Below are 14,198 nucleotides of genomic sequence, written 5' to 3' on the forward strand. Positions count from 1 at the left end.
AGGCCCGCAATTCATTGATATTGACAGCGAATTTCCGTCCGCCATATTCTTTGGTATCAACAGGGGAAATGGTATGAGCGACAAAACACTGACCCGAATGGATCTGAGCGAGGCCGTCTTCCGCGAGGTTGGCCTGTCACGCAACGAAAGTGCGCAGCTGGTAGAAAGCGTTCTGAACCACATGTCTGACGCGCTGGTGCGGGGCGAACAGGTAAAGATTTCGTCTTTCGGGACGTTCAGTGTTCGGGACAAGACCGCCCGTATCGGGCGCAATCCCAAAACCGGCGAAGAGGTCCCGATTCAGCCCCGCCGCGTTCTGACCTTTCGCCCGTCGCACCTGATGAAGGATCGCGTCGCCGCAGGGAATCGCAAGTAAGGTCAGCACATCATGAGCAAGTCCCCCGACGCCTTTCGCACGATCAGTGAAGTTGCGGACTGGCTGGGCGTTCAGGCTCATGTCCTGCGATTCTGGGAAAGCCGCTTTGCGCAGGTCAAGCCGGTCAAACGCGCCGGGGGGCGTCGGTATTACCGCCCCAATGATATGCGGCTGTTGGGCGGCATCAAAAAGCTGCTGCACGAAGATGGCATCACCATAAAAGGCGTTCAGCGTATCCTGCGCGAACAGGGTGTGAGCTATGTCGCCTCGCTGTCTCCGTCGCTGGACGAACCTGCGGACCCCGTGGTGACAGAAGCGCAGCCCCCGAAAGATGACAGCGTTGTGGTGCCTTTCGCCTCAAAACCAACCGCGGCCAGCGAACAGATTACGCTGGATCTGGGTGACGCGAGCCCGCCGGCCCCGCAACAGCCTGCGGCAACGCCGGAACCAGCCCAACCTGCCGCCGCGCAGACAGAGCCTGAAACACCCCAGCCTGCAACCGAGGACTATATAGATGAGGCTCCCCTGCTTGGCGGAATCGCAAGCCAGGCCTGGAGCAAGACCGATTTCGACGCCGAGTTACTGAAACAAATCGCCCCCGTGGCAAAGGATTTGCGCGCGGTTCTGGACCGTATCGAAAACAGGACGGCGGGATAAGAAAAAGGCAATGTTTTCCTCTTGCCCCTGCCGGGAAAACCGTTATGAACACTCCAACGTCGGGCTATGGCGCAGCCTGGTAGCGCGTCCGTCTGGGGGACGGAAGGTCGCAGGTTCGAGTCCTGCTAGCCCGACCAAATCACACCGACGTTTATGGCAGACAGGCCAGATCCCGCTCTGGCATCAGGGGGGATCGGAATGACAGGTGTATGCCCAAACCAGCAGATCGAAGGCATGATGGCGCGTGGTGAAATCACCGCCAGCCCTGCGATCATTCCGGCACAAGTTCAACCTGCCAGCCTTGATTTGCGATTGGGAACAGTGGCTTACCGGGTCCGTGCCTCATTCCTGGCGGGCGAAGGGCGCTCGGTCGCGGATCGTCTGGCCGAGTTTGAGATGCATCGCATCGACATCACCGACGGCGCGGTGCTTGAGAAAGGCTGCGTCTATCTGGTGCCGCTAATGGAATCACTGGCCCTGCCCGACAGCGTCACCGCCGTGGCCAACGCCAAAAGCTCAACCGGGCGGCTGGACCTGCTGACGCGCACCATCACCGATGGCGGGGCCGAGTTTGACCGCGTGCCCGCGGGCTATACCGGACCGCTTTATGCCGAGATTTGCCCGCGTTCCTTTTCGGTTCTGGTCCGGCCCGGCATGCGCCTGAACCAGATTCGCTTTCGCCAGGGTCAGGCGGTTCTGAGCGATTCTGAGCTGACCGCCTTGCACGCGGATTCGCCCTTGGTGGACGGTCCCGCCGTGATTCAGGACGGGCTGGGTTTTTCGGTCGACCTGCAACTGCCCGACACCGATCTGGTGGGGTATCGCGCCAAGCCCCATACGGGCGTGATCGATCTGGATCGGATTGGGGAATACGACCCGCAAGAATACTGGGAAGAGGTGCGCACGCGCGACGGGCGCATCATTCTGGACCCGGGTGCGTTCTATATTCTGGTCAGCCGCGAGGCAGTGCACATCCCGCCCATGTACGCGGCCGAAATGGCCCCCTATCTGGCCATGGTCGGTGAATTCCGTGTGCACTACGCTGGGTTTTTCGACCCGGGATTTGGCCATGCCGCTGCCGGAGGGGCCGGATCACGCGGCGTATTGGAGGTGCGCTGCCACGAAGCCCCCTTTGTGCTGGAACACGGGCAGGTCGTCGGGCGGCTGGTTTATGAGCAGATGTCAGAAATGCCCACGCAGCTTTATGGCGCGGGCATTGCCTCGAACTATCAGGGACAGGGTCTGAAACTGTCCAAGCATTTCAAAGCGGTCGGTTAAGGTCGGGCGCCCAACGCACCGACCCAGAGTTCAGCCGCGATTGTCAGAGTTTCTGCGCCCCGCATCCGGGTCATCTTGCCGAGGCGACGGTTTGCTGACTTTGCGCCCCATCTGACCGGCCACATCAAACCCCTTGTTTATGCCGCCGTTGACAAGGCGGCGCATGACCTGGCGCACGATCATATTGATGATCTGATTAGCGTTCATTGCTCAACTCCGTTTTCTGAGCCTCAACATAGGTGATTTCTGCGGCAACAAAAGGGCCGCCCGATCACTCTTCTTCGAACAGTTCGGTTTGGTCGTCCTCTTCTTCCTGCCCATCTCCCATCGGCATGACGCCCGGCGGGGGCCGGTTCTCAAGCAACCCAGCCGCGCGGAGTTCTTTCAGCCCCGGCAGGTCGCGGGCATTTTCCAGCCCGAAATGGTCCAAAAACTGTGGCGTCACAACAAATGTCACCGGACGGCCCGGTGTCATGCGACGACGGCCCAGCCTGATCCACTCCATTTCCAACAACTGATCGATGGTCCCGCGCGAAACCGAGACACCGCGGATTTCCTCAATCTCGGCCCGGGTGCAGGGCTGGTGGTAGGCGACAATAGCCAATGTCTCGATCGCGGCGCGGCTGAGCTTGCGGGTCTCAACCGTTTCCTTTTGCATCAGAAAACCCAGATCGGGGGCGGTGCGGATTGCCCACGCCTCACCCACGCGGACGACACGGACACCGCGCCCCTCATAGCGTTTCTGAAGCATTTCAATGGCCTGCGCCGCCTCGCTGCCATGGGGCATCCGGGCCTCAAGGTCAGCAATCGTTACAGGTTCAGCGCTGGCGAACAGCACGGCTTCGACCATACGTTCCTGTTCCGCCAAGGGCGGCGCTTCGAACAGGGTGCCGGTGCCTTCGTCTTCGGGGGCGTCAGTCACGTGTTTCTGTCCTCTTACGCAGTTGGATCGGGGCAAAGGTCTCGCTCTGCTGTATCTCCATATGTCCTTCTTTCACCAGTTCCAGCGAGGCCGCAAAGGTCGCCGCAGTGGCCGACCGGCGGCGCACGGGATCGGCATCCCAGCCATCGGGCAGGTAGGTCTCCATATCCGTCCACGCGCCCGCGAACCCGATCAGGGGGCGCATGCGTTCCAATGCCTGCTCCATGGTGAACACCGCATCGCGATCCATAACAAAGGGCCGGAACTCGTCGCGGGTACGGATGCGGGCATAGCCCTGCATCAGGTCCAGCAGTGTGGCGGAATAGGTGACTGTGCGGATGCGGGTGATGTCCTCACCCTGCCCGCGCTTGAAGAAATCGCGCCCTAGCTGATCGCGCGCCATCAGACGCGCGGCCGCGTCGCGCATGGCCTGCAGACGTTCCAGCTGGAACGCCAGATGCGCGGCCAGTTCCTCGCCCGACGGTCCTTCGTCATCGGGATCGGGTGGCAGCAGCAGGCGGGATTTCAGAAAGGCGAGCCAGGCCGCCATCACCAGATAGTCAGCAGCCAGCTCAATCCGCAGCGCCCGGGCCTTTTCGACAAAGGCCAGATATTGCTGCGCCAGCGCCAGAACCGAGATTTTGCGCAGATCAACCTTTTGCGTGCGCGACAAGGTCAGCAGAACGTCCAGCGGGCCCTCGAACCCGTCGACGTCAACGATCAGGGCCTCAGCGGCCAGTCGATCCGCAACCGAGACCGGATCTTCGCTGAAAAGGTTATCGTTCATATACCTGCCCGCCCATTAGGGCAGATAGTTCCGCCTCGGCGGCTTGGATGTCAAGTTCCGCAGGCTTTTGCCGCATCGACAATGCCTTTTCGGCGCGTTTTTGCGCCTGTGGCGTCATCTCACCAGCGGCCTCAAGCACTTTGGCGCGGGCCTCATAGGTGCCGTTGCAGTGTAAAACCACGTCACACCCGGCGTGCAGCGCCTGACGCGCAATCTCCTCGGGTGCGCCAGACAGGGCCTTCATCGAGATGTCGTCGGTCATGATCAGCCCGTCGAACCCGATTGTGTCGCGGATCAGACCGATCATCGTAGCCGAGATCGTCGCCGGTTGCGGATCGATCCGGTCATAGACCAGATGCGCCGTCATCCCCATCGGCAGGTCGTTCAACGCGCGGAAGGTTGCGAAATCGGCCTGTTCCAGCGCCTCTTGCGGCAGGTCCACATGCGGCAGGTCATGGTGGCTGTCCAGCGTCGACAGGCCATGCCCCGGCATGTGTTTGACAACCGGCAGAACCCCGCCATCCAAATGGCCCTTGGCGACGGCTTTCCCGATCTTGGAAACCGCTTTGGGATCAGAACCATAGCAACGGTTTTTCAGGAAAGCATGCGTCTCATCCCGCGCCAGATCGACCATCGGGGCGCAGTTGCTGTCGATGCCCAGTTCGAACAACTCCTGCGCAATCAGGCGATAGCGCAGATACATGGCGCGCTCAGCCTGATCCCCCGCCCGTTCGGCATGATCCAGCGGCGGCAGCCATTCACGCGCGATGGGCGCACGCAGGCGCTGCACGCGCCCGCCCTCCTGATCGATGGTGATGGGGCAATTACGGCCCACCGCCTCGCGGAACTCATCACACAGGGCGCGGACCTGATCCTCGGTCTCAATGTTGCGGGCAAACAGAATGAACCCGAACGGGTTCATGTCGCGAAACAGTCGTTTTTCCTGTGGCGTCAGGCGCAGGCCCTCGGCGTCAGTGATCGCCGCGCCAAACGTCACCGAGCAGCCACCGGAATACAATCGGCGCCCTGCGCCTCAAGCGCGGCGCAAAACTGGCGCGAGTCGCTCAGGTCGTCAAACCCCAACACGCGCAGACGGTAAAAGGTTCGACCACCGCGTGAGGTTTTCTGGATAACGCGTTGTTTTCCATCCATATACTCACCGAACCGACCATTCAGACGATCCCATTCCGCACGCGCCACGTCCGAGCTTTCATAGGCCCCCAACTGTGCCATACGGGTGCCTTTGGATAACGCGTCAGCATCCACATCCAGACCAACGGCTGCTTTGACCGCGGCATTGATCGCCGCCTCAGTGCCGCTATTGGCAGTGATACCGCTGGGTGTGGATCGTGCCGGGCGGGTGATCGGGCGCAGCGACCGGCGCACGCCGGGCAGTGCCGCCAATTCCGGGTCAGGCAGTTGCGCGGCCAGATCGGCTGGATCAATCGCGGGCTCTTCCTCGGGCGTGACCAGAGAAGCCAGTTGCACACCCTCTTCCGGGGGCGTGTCGAGCACAGCGGCCTCACCGGCCAGTTCAGCGACCAGAGCGTCAACAGAACCCTGACGCAGCTGCGCGGCCTCTTGGTTCGAAATCTCTTCTTCCACCACGTGTACGGCCGGGGTGGCCTGTAGCGGTTCGACCGGAGTGTCCTCATCGGTCAGGGACACCGGGCGCGGCGCAAGGATCAGACGATCGGCAGGCGGCGCAGCGGTTCCAACCGCGGCCACAGCGTTCACGGCCAGCCCCTGATGATCGGCAGGCGTTCCGCCCGGATTCTCGGGTTGAATGCGCATCGGACCTTCGATGGCTTTCACAACAGGCACACCGCTGACATCGCGCATCACCAACTTGTAGCCCCAAACGCCAATCCCGGCGACCAGCGCCAGCGAGGCAACCGCCCCCATCACATTGACGATCCGGCCCAGCCCCGCACCACGCGGGGCCTGTTCATACCCGTGCGTGTCGTCGGAATGCGCATACCCATCCTGAGGGTGCGGTTGATTCGTGTAATGCATCTGCTCGGGGCGCATCTGCCCCGCGTAATCGTAACTTGCCATGTCCGCCTCACCGCCCGTTTCGCGCCGGGAAATAAGGCGCGCGGGTCATTTCTTGCCTACCTCGAACCGGTGCGTCGGGCGGTGTTTGTTACCGCATCTCCTGCGCCGGGGTAACGCCAAGAATACCCAAGCCCGCTGAAATCACAACAGAAACGGCACGGGCCAATGCGATTTTTGACTGGCTTGTGGCAACATCGCCATCCTGAATGAACCGCAGCTGGGTTTCGTCATTGCCCTTGTTCCACAGCGCGTGGAAGTCCCCGGCCAATTCATAGAGGTAGAACGCAACGCGGTGCGGCTCATTCGTGCGGGCGGCGATTTCGACCAGACGCGGCCATTCGGCCAGCTTCTTGGCCACTGTCAGTTCCGAGGCATGATCGTTCTTACCAAGGTCCGCAGCGGCAAGCGTCGCGTCATCGGTTGCGATCCCGGCCTCAGCCGCACGGCGCAGCACGCTCATGACCCGGGCATGGGCATATTGCACGTAAAACACTGGGTTCTCCCGGCTTTGTTCCAGAACCTTGTCGAAATCGAAATCCAGCGGCGCGTCGTTCTTGCGGGTCAGCATGACGAAACGGGTCACATCCGGCCCAACCTGATCGACCACGTCGCGCAGGGTGACAAAGTTCCCCGCCCGTTTCGACATCTTGAACGGCTCGCCATTTTTCCACAGCTTCACCAGCTGCGTCAGCTTGATATCCAGCGGCACTTTGCCGTCAGACAGCGCCGAAACGGCGGCCTTCATCCGCTTAACGTAACCGCCGTGGTCCGCACCAAACACATCGATCAGCGCGTCAAAACCACGGCTCACCTTGTCATAGTGATAGGCGATATCAGGCGCGAAATACGTCCACGAGCCATCCGATTTCTTCACCGGGCGGTCGACGTCATCGCCATGTTCGGTCGATTTGAACAGGGTCTGCTCACGCGGTTCCCAATCCTCGGGCTTTTTGCCCTTGGGCGGTTCCAGCACGCCCTCATAGATCAGGCCCTTGTCGGTCAGCGACTGCAGTGCGGCTTCAATCCGGCCCGTGCCGTAGAGGGATTTCTCCGAGAAGAACACGTCCATCTCAACGCCCAGCGCCTTCAGGTCAGCGCGGATCAGGTCCATCATCGCGTCGGTGGAGAAATTGCGCAGCTCTTCCAGCCATTCGCTTTCGGGCTTGTCGATCAGGCTGTCGCCATACTTTTCTTTCAGCGCCTCACCGATCGGGATCAGGTAGTCACCGGGATATAGACCCTCGGCGATCTCGGGGCTCAGGCCATTGGCCTCGCGATAGCGTTCATAGGCCGACCGCGCCAGCACATCCACCTGTGCACCGCCATCGTTGATGTAATACTCGCGGGTCACATCATGGCCGGAATAGGCCAGCAGGCTTGCCAAGGCATCGCCAAACACCGCACCGCGCGTATGACCCACATGCAGCGGACCAGTGGGGTTGGCCGACACATATTCCACGTTCACCTTCTGCCCGGCTCCCATGGTCGAGCGGCCATAATCAGTGCCCTGCTCCAGCACCGCCGCCAGCACACCTTGCCAAACGGACGGCGCAAGACGCAGGTTCAGGAACCCCGGCCCCGCCACCTCGGCACTGGTGATCCGGTCATCGGCAGCCAGTTTCCCGGCCAGCACATCGGCAATATCGCGCGGCTTCATCTTGGCCGGTTTCGCCAGCACCATCGCCGCGTTCGTGGCCATGTCGCCATGCGCCGCATCGCGCGGAGGTTCCACGGCGACATTGTCAAAGCTCAGCCCCTCGGGCAGCGCGCCTTCGGACTGCATCTGCGCCAGCGCGTCCAGTACCAGGCCGCGGATCTCGGAAAACAGGTTCATTACGGATGTCCTTTTGCTTGCCGGGCGGTTTACCACGCAACGCGGCAAGGTCAATGCACGCCTAATATTTGCGCTTGGTTTCGCGTCCATCCCCGGTAATGTCGGCGCAATTACCTTTGCCGGAGAACCACTGATGCGCCTTGTCCTGCCCTTTGCCCTGCTGCTGACAACTGCCCTGCCCGCTTTTGCGGACATTCCGGCACCCACGGGGCACGTTCTGCTGACACTGGGTGGTGCGGTCACCGAAACAAACCTGCCAGCCCGTGGGGAAAATGACGGCGGTCTTCTGGGCTATCTTGAAGTTCAGCACGACGGCGCCGCCGGGTTCGACGCCGCCATGCTGGACGGGCTGCCGCAGGTCGAGATCACCATCACCTACGGCCCCGAAGACAACAAACGTGACATCGCCTTTTCCGGCCCGCTGCTATCGGACGTGATGACGATGGCCGGGGCTGCGGGCAAAACGGCCCGCCCCATGGCGCTGGATGGTTATCAGTCGGAAATCGAGTGGGAGAGCATCACCGACCACCAGCCAATCGTGGCCACTCATGCGGATGGCGCACCGATGGGCATCGGCGGCTATGGCCCCACCATGATCGTGTTCCCCGCAACAGGCGATGTCGAACTGGCGCAGACACAGGCCGGACAACAGGTCTGGGCTCTGGCCTATATCGGGATCGAGTAACTAGCCGCCCGTCAGTCGCTTGTGATCCTGCAAGGCAAACCGGTCCGTCATCCCGGCGATATAGTCCGACACAATCCGGGCCAGCGCGGTTTCATCCTGCGCCGCCTCAATATCCTCGTGCCAGCGCGCGGGCATCTGCTTGGGGTCGCTCAGGTAGATCGGAAACAGCTCCTCGACGACTCTGCTCACCTCGGCGCGCACCTGCATCACGCTGGGCGCGCGATACATACGGGTGAAGAGGAACGCGCGGATTTCCTTGAGCTGCGCCCATAGCCCGGTTGAGAACTGAACCACCGGATGGCCCAGATGACGGATATCCTCGACCGTCTGCGCCCCTGAACCTGCGATCAAATCACGCGAAGTATCGATCACGTCCGAAACCATGACACCAAACACCCTACGCAGCGCCTCATGCCGGCGGCGATACGGATCGAGGCCCGGGTACTTCCGGTCCACGTCCGCATAGCAATCGCCAACGATAGGCAGTTGCTGGATTTCTTCATCCGTGAACAAATCAGCCCGCAGCCCGTCCAACAGATCGTGGTTGTTGTAGGCAATGTCATCCGACAGGGCCGCCACCTGCGCCTCGGCACTGGCATGAGTGTGCAGCTCCAGATCAAATCCCGCGTTGCACTCGGCCAGAGCCCAAGGCAATTCGCCAGTCACCGGGCCGTTATGCTTGGCGATCCCTTCCAGACATTCCCAGGTCAGGTTGCAGCCATCGAATTCGGCATAGTGGCGTTCCAGCCGCGTCACGATGCGAATGGCCTGCGCGTTGTGATCAAACCCGCCATAGGGCTGCATCAATGCGTGCAGCGCATCCTCGCCCGTATGCCCAAACGGCGTGTGCCCAAGATCATGCGCCAAAGCCACTGCTTCGGTCAGTTCCGGGTTCAGCCCCAAAGCGCCCGCAATGGTGCGCGCAACCTGAGCGACCTCGATGGAATGTGTCAGACGGGTGCGATAGCTGTCGCCCTCATGCTCGACAAAAACCTGTGTCTTGTGCTTAAGCCGCCGAAAGGCGCTGGCATGGATGATCCTGTCCCGATCGCGCTGAAAGCATGATCGGAAACTGCTCTCTTCCTCTGGCACCAACCGCCCCCTTGCGCGGCCGGGGTCCGAGGCAAAACCCGCTCTGTTCAAAGGTCTTGTCCTTGTCGCCTGTCGTCAGGTTACATATATTGTAGTGCGATCAGGAAATAAACCTTTGGAGTCTGGCATGAATCTGCCCCCCACAGTCACGGAACGCGCCTTTGACCGACTCGCCGAAATCGGCGCGGCGGATCAAGGGCAGGCCTTGCGCGTCGCCGTGGAAGGCGGCGGATGTTCCGGTTTTCAATACGAAATCGCGCTGGATCAACCGAAAGCGGATGATCTTGTGCTGGAAGGCAAAGGCCAAAAGGTCATCGTGGACTCGGTCTCCCTGCCTTTTCTCGAAAACGCGGTGATCGATTTCACGCAGGAATTGATCGGTGCCCGGTTCGTGATCGAGAACCCGAACGCCACCTCCTCCTGCGGCTGCGGCACATCTTTCTCGATGTAGCGCCGGTGGGGGCTTTACCCCCACACCCCCAGGATATTTTTGGACAGATGAAGCAGGGATCCGCTCCCCGGCCTTTGCACCGGAGAGCTTCACCTGTCGCGGTCATCGGCGTCCCCGCCTGTACCGCTCCCCCTACTTCGAACAAATTGGTTAAGGATCCGTTTCTTCATCTGTCCAAAAATATCCCGGAGCGCGAGGCAGAGCCTCGCATCCGCCGCCGCCACTTGCCGCTGGGTTCATTCTGCGCGATAGGTTGCCAACAGCCTCGGAGGGTCGCCCATGAAAATCGCCACGTTCAATATCAACGGTATCAAGGCAAGGGCCGAGGCTCTACCCCGGTGGCTGGACGAGGCGCAGCCGGATGTCGCGCTGCTTCAGGAAATCAAATCGGTCGACGAGAACTTCCCGCGTGAGATCTTCGAAGAGCGCGGCTACAACGTCGAAACACATGGGCAGAAGAGTTTCAACGGTGTCGCGATTCTGTCGAAGCTGCCTTTGGAAGATGTGACCCGTGGTTTGCCCGGCGACGATACGGACGAACAGGCGCGCTGGATCGAAGCCACTGTGATTGGCAAAAAGGCCCTGCGTATCTGCGGGTTGTATTTGCCCAACGGCAACCCCGCGCCCGGGCCGAAATATGACTACAAGCTGGCCTGGATGGAGCGGCTTTACGACCGCGCCCGCGACCTGATGGCCGGTGAGGAGCCCGCGCTGATGGCGGGCGATTACAATATCATTCCGCAAGCCGAGGACGCCGCCCGCCCGGATGTTTGGCGCGAGGACGCATTGTTCCGCCCCGAAAGCCGCGCCGCGTATCGAAAAATCCTAAACTTGGGGTTTACCGAGGCGTTTCGCGCACGCACGCAAGGGCCCGGGCATTATTCCTTTTGGGATTATCAGGCCGGGGCATGGAACAAGAATGACGGCATTCGCATCGACCACTTCCTGCTGACACCGCAAGCTGCCGATCTGATGCGCGATTGCCAGATCGATGCGGCTGTGCGCGGGCATGAAAAACCGTCGGATCACGTTCCGGTCTGGGTCGATCTCGACCTGTGACCGTTCACGCGGTCGCGTCGTAGCCGTAGATCCACTCGTATTTCTTCGCCATTTGCGGGCCAATCACCATCAGAGCCATCTGGGCTGCCAAGCGCATCGGCCCACGCAGGTGGAAGTTGCGCGCATTGGCTCCGGCTGCTGCGACGACGCGCATGGCCCGGGGGCGGCGCTTGGCTTCGTAAGCCGCCAACGCCTGCGTGACGCCGGATTGGTCCTCAAAAGCGCGGGCCAGAACCCAAGCATCTTCCAGCGCCAGACACGCGCCCTGCGCCATGAAGGGCAGCGTCGGGTGTGCTGCATCACCTAACAAGGCCAAACGCCCGTTTTGCCAATTCTGCGCAACCGGGCGCAGGAACAGCGCCCATAGGTTGGTTTCGGTCACTTGCGCGAGAATGTCGCGCACCGGACCACCAAAATCAGAAAACCGAGCGCGCAGGTCATCGGGGTCACCCGTCAGACGCCAGCCTTCTTCTTGCCAGTCCGAGCGTTCCTCGATCGCGACCAGGTTCATCAGTCGTTGGTCACGCAGGGGATAGGTTACCACATGACGCCCCGGCCCCATGGTCAGCGAGGCACACGGCATATCTTCGCGCTGCGACCACGGGACAGTCGCGCGCCACGCAATCTGGTGGGTGAATTGGGGTGCTTCGTCGCCGTTCAGGATCGGCCGGATCACGCTGCGCCCGCCATCGGCAGCAATGGCGCATTCCGAGCGCATCCGTTCGCCGTTTTCCAACACCACTTCGGCCTCGGCGGGATGGTTGATCACCTTCGCCACGCGGGCGTTCAGACGGATATCGACGCCAGTTTCGGACGCGGCGCGGTGCAGCAGGTCCAGCAGGTCGGCGCGGTGGTAATAATAGGTCGGACCAGCGGCTGGCGCGGGCACCCGGCTGATGACGCGGCCCCGGCGATAGTCACGTAACGCGGTTCCATAGGACAATTGTCCCGCTTCCGGTACATCGTCAGCCACACCCAGCGCCCTCAGCACCGCCATGCCATTGGCGCTGATCTGCAATCCGGCCCCAACCTCGGTCAAAGCCGGCGCCTGCTCTAGCACGGTGACCTCTGCCCCGCGCTGTCGCAGCGCCAGCGCGACCGACAGCCCCCCTATTCCGCCGCCTATAACAGTGAATTTCAAACCGTCGATCTTCATGGCACTGCCTTAACGCAAAAACGCCGAGGCGACAGGCCCCGGCGTTTCAGAATTTTGCTCTCGTCCAGCGATCAATCGTCGCGGTGGACCTTTTCGCGGCGTTCGTGCCGTTCCTGCGCCTCAAGCGTCATGGTCGCGATCGGGCGCGCATCCAGACGCTTCAACGAGATCGGATCGCCGGTCATTTCGCAATAGCCGTACTCACCCTCGTCAATCCGGCGCAGGGCCGAGTCGATCTTGGCCACCAGCTTGCGCTGACGGTCACGGGTGCGCAGTTCCAGCGCGCGGTCGGTTTCTTCGCTGGCGCGGTCTGCGACGTCCGGAATGTTACGGGTGTTGTCCTGCAGCCCTTCGATCGTGTCGCGGCTGCCTGCCAGAAGCTCGTTCTTCCATTCCAGCAGCTTACGACGAAAATATTCGAGCTGCCTGTCGTTCATAAATGGTTCGTCTTCGGCCGGACGATAATCTTCGGGCAGAAATACTTCCTGCTTCATCTTTGCTCCCTCGGTGTGGCCTGCAACGCCGAGTGCTCTCTCTTCACCAGACATGAGGCATTCCCTTCTGCGCAGCGTTTATCTGACGGCGCGGGGATTGTCACTATGCAAACGTCGCGCCCGTGATGTGTGAACTTGCGTGGTCTAAATGTGAGACATCTAACAACAAATCCTTGTTTTTCTGTGGAAACCTGCGGGCCTTTTTATGGCGCTGCCAAAGTTACCGAACGTCGTGTTAGCGCTCGAATCATTCAAAGTTATTGGACTCGTTAGGCAATTCGGCACCTGCCGACGCAGCGTGCCGGGTTGTAAAAATCCCGGCCACTCTGTAACCCCGGTGCCACATGTCGCGTGACACATCATGAGGGGCCAATGACCGCACGTTTCCAAGGCACAGCAGAATATGTTGCCACAGATGACCTGACCATTGCCGTGAACGCCGCCGTGACGCTGGAGCGTCCGCTGCTGGTCAAAGGCGAACCCGGCACGGGCAAGACCGAACTGGCCAAACAGGTGGCTGGTGCGCTGGGTCTGAAGATGATCGAGTGGAACGTGAAATCCACCACCCGCGCGCAGCAGGGTTTGTACGAATATGATGCCGTCAGCCGATTGCGTGATAGTCAGCTGGGTGATGAACGTGTGCATGACGTGTCGAACTATATCCGCAAGGGCAAGCTGTGGCAGGCGTTTGAGGCCGATGAAAAGGTCGTGCTGCTGATCGATGAGATCGACAAGGCTGATATCGAGTTTCCCAACGATCTGCTGCAGGAACTCGATAAGATGGAGTTCCATGTCTATGAGACCGGCGCGACGATCAAGACCAGAAACCGCCCCATCGTGATCATCACCTCGAACAACGAAAAAGAACTGCCCGACGCGTTTTTGCGCCGCTGTTTCTTTCACTATATCCGCTTTCCCGATGAGGCCACGATGCGCCGCATCGTCGAGGTGCACCATCCCGGCATCAAGGACGCGCTGCTGACCACTGCGCTGACCCAGTTCTATGAAATCCGCGACACGCAGGGGCTGAAGAAAAAACCTTCGACCTCTGAGGTTCTGGACTGGCTCAAGCTGCTGCTGGCCGAGGACCTGAGCGCCGAGGATCTGAAACGCGATGGCGCGAATGCGCTGCCCAAGCTGCACGGCGCGCTGTTGAAGAACGAACAGGATGTGCATCTGTTCGAACGTCTGGCCTTTATGGCGCGCAGCAAACGGTGACGGTGTTGAACATCCGGTGATCGTCGCTTGCCATGCGCGGCGCGGCCTGTCAGCATTGGCAAGGCCGCCCGACCCGTTCAGGCGTGGCGGCTTTGGGCAAGGCGGGGCAATCTGATTGGCTGACATTGTGA

Annotated in this window: 16 protein-coding genes and 1 tRNA gene; 8 read left to right on the forward strand and 9 right to left on the reverse strand. The window is 60.8% G+C overall.

Annotated elements, in window-relative coordinates:
• The first annotated feature begins 73 nt into the window (after nt 1-73).
• The 4 genes from ihfA to ACR0J5_RS07095 all read left to right on the forward strand — a co-directional run bounded on the left by ihfA (nt 74) and on the right by ACR0J5_RS07095 (nt 2,311).
• On the forward strand, nt 74-376 hold the full coding sequence (gene ihfA / locus ACR0J5_RS07080; RefSeq protein ID WP_037316145.1) for an integration host factor subunit alpha: 303 nt from the start codon (nt 74-76) through the stop codon (nt 374-376).
• A 12-nt stretch (nt 377-388) separates the two neighbouring features.
• Nucleotides 389-1,033 (forward strand): MerR family transcriptional regulator, encoded by a 645-nt coding sequence (locus tag ACR0J5_RS07085; RefSeq protein WP_480651779.1) that lies wholly within the window; start codon nt 389-391, stop codon nt 1,031-1,033.
• A gap of 60 nt (nt 1,034-1,093) precedes the next feature.
• A tRNA-Pro gene (locus tag ACR0J5_RS07090) sits at nt 1,094-1,170 on the forward strand.
• A 61-nt stretch (nt 1,171-1,231) separates the two neighbouring features.
• On the forward strand, nt 1,232-2,311 hold the full coding sequence (locus ACR0J5_RS07095; RefSeq protein ID WP_480651781.1) for a 2'-deoxycytidine 5'-triphosphate deaminase: 1,080 nt from the start codon (nt 1,232-1,234) through the stop codon (nt 2,309-2,311).
• A gap of 30 nt (nt 2,312-2,341) precedes the next feature.
• Here the strand turns inward: ACR0J5_RS07095 and ACR0J5_RS07100 are convergent, their stop codons facing one another.
• The 6 genes from ACR0J5_RS07100 to argS all read right to left on the reverse strand — a co-directional run bounded on the left by ACR0J5_RS07100 (nt 2,342) and on the right by argS (nt 7,912).
• Nucleotides 2,342-2,518 carry a hypothetical protein gene (locus tag ACR0J5_RS07100; protein WP_480651783.1) on the reverse strand — a complete coding sequence of 59 codons (177 nt, stop codon included), beginning with the start codon at nt 2,516-2,518 and terminating at the stop codon, nt 2,342-2,344.
• 64 nt (nt 2,519-2,582) lie between these two features.
• On the reverse strand, nt 2,583-3,233 hold the full coding sequence (scpB, locus tag ACR0J5_RS07105; protein ID WP_480651784.1) for an SMC-Scp complex subunit ScpB: 651 nt from the start codon (nt 3,231-3,233) through the stop codon (nt 2,583-2,585).
• Nucleotides 3,226-4,020 carry a segregation and condensation protein A gene (locus ACR0J5_RS07110; protein ID WP_480651785.1) on the reverse strand — a complete coding sequence of 265 codons (795 nt, stop codon included), beginning with the start codon at nt 4,018-4,020 and terminating at the stop codon, nt 3,226-3,228. Before ACR0J5_RS07110 ends, scpB begins: the two co-directional genes overlap by 8 nt.
• The gene (gene nagZ, locus ACR0J5_RS07115; protein ID WP_480651786.1) at nt 4,010-5,017 is read right to left on the reverse strand and encodes a beta-N-acetylhexosaminidase; all 1,008 of its coding nucleotides are present in this window, start codon (nt 5,015-5,017) and stop codon (nt 4,010-4,012) included. The genes ACR0J5_RS07110 and nagZ overlap by 11 nt, the downstream gene beginning before the upstream one ends.
• Complete coding sequence (locus tag ACR0J5_RS07120) at nt 5,014-6,078, reverse strand: SPOR domain-containing protein (RefSeq protein ID WP_480651787.1); 1,065 nt, start codon at nt 6,076-6,078, stop codon at nt 5,014-5,016. Before ACR0J5_RS07120 ends, nagZ begins: the two co-directional genes overlap by 4 nt.
• A gap of 88 nt (nt 6,079-6,166) precedes the next feature.
• Nucleotides 6,167-7,912 carry an arginine--tRNA ligase gene (gene argS, locus ACR0J5_RS07125; RefSeq protein WP_480651789.1) on the reverse strand — a complete coding sequence of 582 codons (1,746 nt, stop codon included), beginning with the start codon at nt 7,910-7,912 and terminating at the stop codon, nt 6,167-6,169.
• Nucleotides 7,913-8,045: 133 nt separating this feature from the next.
• Between argS and ACR0J5_RS07130 the strand changes: the two genes are divergently transcribed.
• Nucleotides 8,046-8,597 (forward strand): putative pterin-binding protein, encoded by a 552-nt coding sequence (locus tag ACR0J5_RS07130; RefSeq protein WP_480651791.1) that lies wholly within the window; start codon nt 8,046-8,048, stop codon nt 8,595-8,597.
• On the opposite strand, the gene ACR0J5_RS07135 is transcribed toward ACR0J5_RS07130, so the two are convergent.
• Entirely contained in the window at nt 8,598-9,740 is a 1,143-nt protein-coding gene (locus ACR0J5_RS07135) for a deoxyguanosinetriphosphate triphosphohydrolase (RefSeq protein WP_480651793.1), read from the reverse strand.
• A gap of 76 nt (nt 9,741-9,816) precedes the next feature.
• Between ACR0J5_RS07135 and ACR0J5_RS07140 the strand changes: the two genes are divergently transcribed.
• Nucleotides 9,817-10,140: a HesB/IscA family protein gene (locus ACR0J5_RS07140; protein ID WP_480651795.1), complete on the forward strand. Its 324-nt coding sequence runs from the start codon at nt 9,817-9,819 to the stop codon at nt 10,138-10,140.
• Nucleotides 10,141-10,419: 279 nt separating this feature from the next.
• Nucleotides 10,420-11,199, forward strand: coding sequence for an exodeoxyribonuclease III (gene xth / locus ACR0J5_RS07145; protein ID WP_480651796.1), 780 nt, complete (start codon nt 10,420-10,422; stop codon nt 11,197-11,199).
• A 4-nt stretch (nt 11,200-11,203) separates the two neighbouring features.
• Here the strand turns inward: xth and ACR0J5_RS07150 are convergent, their stop codons facing one another.
• Complete coding sequence (locus ACR0J5_RS07150; protein ID WP_480651798.1) at nt 11,204-12,355, reverse strand: FAD-dependent monooxygenase; 1,152 nt, start codon at nt 12,353-12,355, stop codon at nt 11,204-11,206.
• Nucleotides 12,356-12,426: 71 nt separating this feature from the next.
• On the reverse strand, nt 12,427-12,849 hold the full coding sequence (gene dksA / locus ACR0J5_RS07155) for an RNA polymerase-binding protein DksA (RefSeq protein WP_480651800.1): 423 nt from the start codon (nt 12,847-12,849) through the stop codon (nt 12,427-12,429).
• A 372-nt stretch (nt 12,850-13,221) separates the two neighbouring features.
• Here dksA and ACR0J5_RS07160 point away from each other — a divergent pair, with 372 nt between their 5' ends.
• Nucleotides 13,222-14,067: an AAA family ATPase gene (locus ACR0J5_RS07160; RefSeq protein WP_480651802.1), complete on the forward strand. Its 846-nt coding sequence runs from the start codon at nt 13,222-13,224 to the stop codon at nt 14,065-14,067.
• Nucleotides 14,068-14,198: the final 131 nt, after the last annotated feature.

The sequence above is a fragment of the Ruegeria sp. BE1 genome (assembly GCF_056538885.1).

What these genes read in the sequence shown, in the direction of transcription:
- ihfA (WP_037316145.1), top strand. Translation starts at nt 74, where the DNA reads ATGAGCGACAAAACACTGACCCGAATGGATCTGAGCGAGGCCGTCTTC.
- ACR0J5_RS07085 (WP_480651779.1), top strand. Translation starts at nt 389, where the DNA reads ATGAGCAAGTCCCCCGACGCCTTTCGCACGATCAGTGAAGTTGCGGAC.
- ACR0J5_RS07095 (WP_480651781.1), top strand. Translation starts at nt 1,232, where the DNA reads ATGACAGGTGTATGCCCAAACCAGCAGATCGAAGGCATGATGGCGCGT.
- ACR0J5_RS07100 (WP_480651783.1), bottom strand. Translation starts at nt 2,518, where the DNA reads ATGAACGCTAATCAGATCATCAATATGATCGTGCGCCAGGTCATGCGC.
- ACR0J5_RS07110 (WP_480651785.1), bottom strand. Translation starts at nt 4,020, where the DNA reads ATGAACGATAACCTTTTCAGCGAAGATCCGGTCTCGGTTGCGGATCGA.
- ACR0J5_RS07120 (WP_480651787.1), bottom strand. Translation starts at nt 6,078, where the DNA reads ATGGCAAGTTACGATTACGCGGGGCAGATGCGCCCCGAGCAGATGCAT.
- argS (WP_480651789.1), bottom strand. Translation starts at nt 7,912, where the DNA reads ATGAACCTGTTTTCCGAGATCCGCGGCCTGGTACTGGACGCGCTGGCG.
- ACR0J5_RS07130 (WP_480651791.1), top strand. Translation starts at nt 8,046, where the DNA reads ATGCGCCTTGTCCTGCCCTTTGCCCTGCTGCTGACAACTGCCCTGCCC.
- ACR0J5_RS07140 (WP_480651795.1), top strand. Translation starts at nt 9,817, where the DNA reads ATGAATCTGCCCCCCACAGTCACGGAACGCGCCTTTGACCGACTCGCC.
- xth (WP_480651796.1), top strand. Translation starts at nt 10,420, where the DNA reads ATGAAAATCGCCACGTTCAATATCAACGGTATCAAGGCAAGGGCCGAG.
- ACR0J5_RS07150 (WP_480651798.1), bottom strand. Translation starts at nt 12,355, where the DNA reads ATGAAGATCGACGGTTTGAAATTCACTGTTATAGGCGGCGGAATAGGG.
- dksA (WP_480651800.1), bottom strand. Translation starts at nt 12,849, where the DNA reads ATGAAGCAGGAAGTATTTCTGCCCGAAGATTATCGTCCGGCCGAAGAC.
- ACR0J5_RS07160 (WP_480651802.1), top strand. Translation starts at nt 13,222, where the DNA reads ATGACCGCACGTTTCCAAGGCACAGCAGAATATGTTGCCACAGATGAC.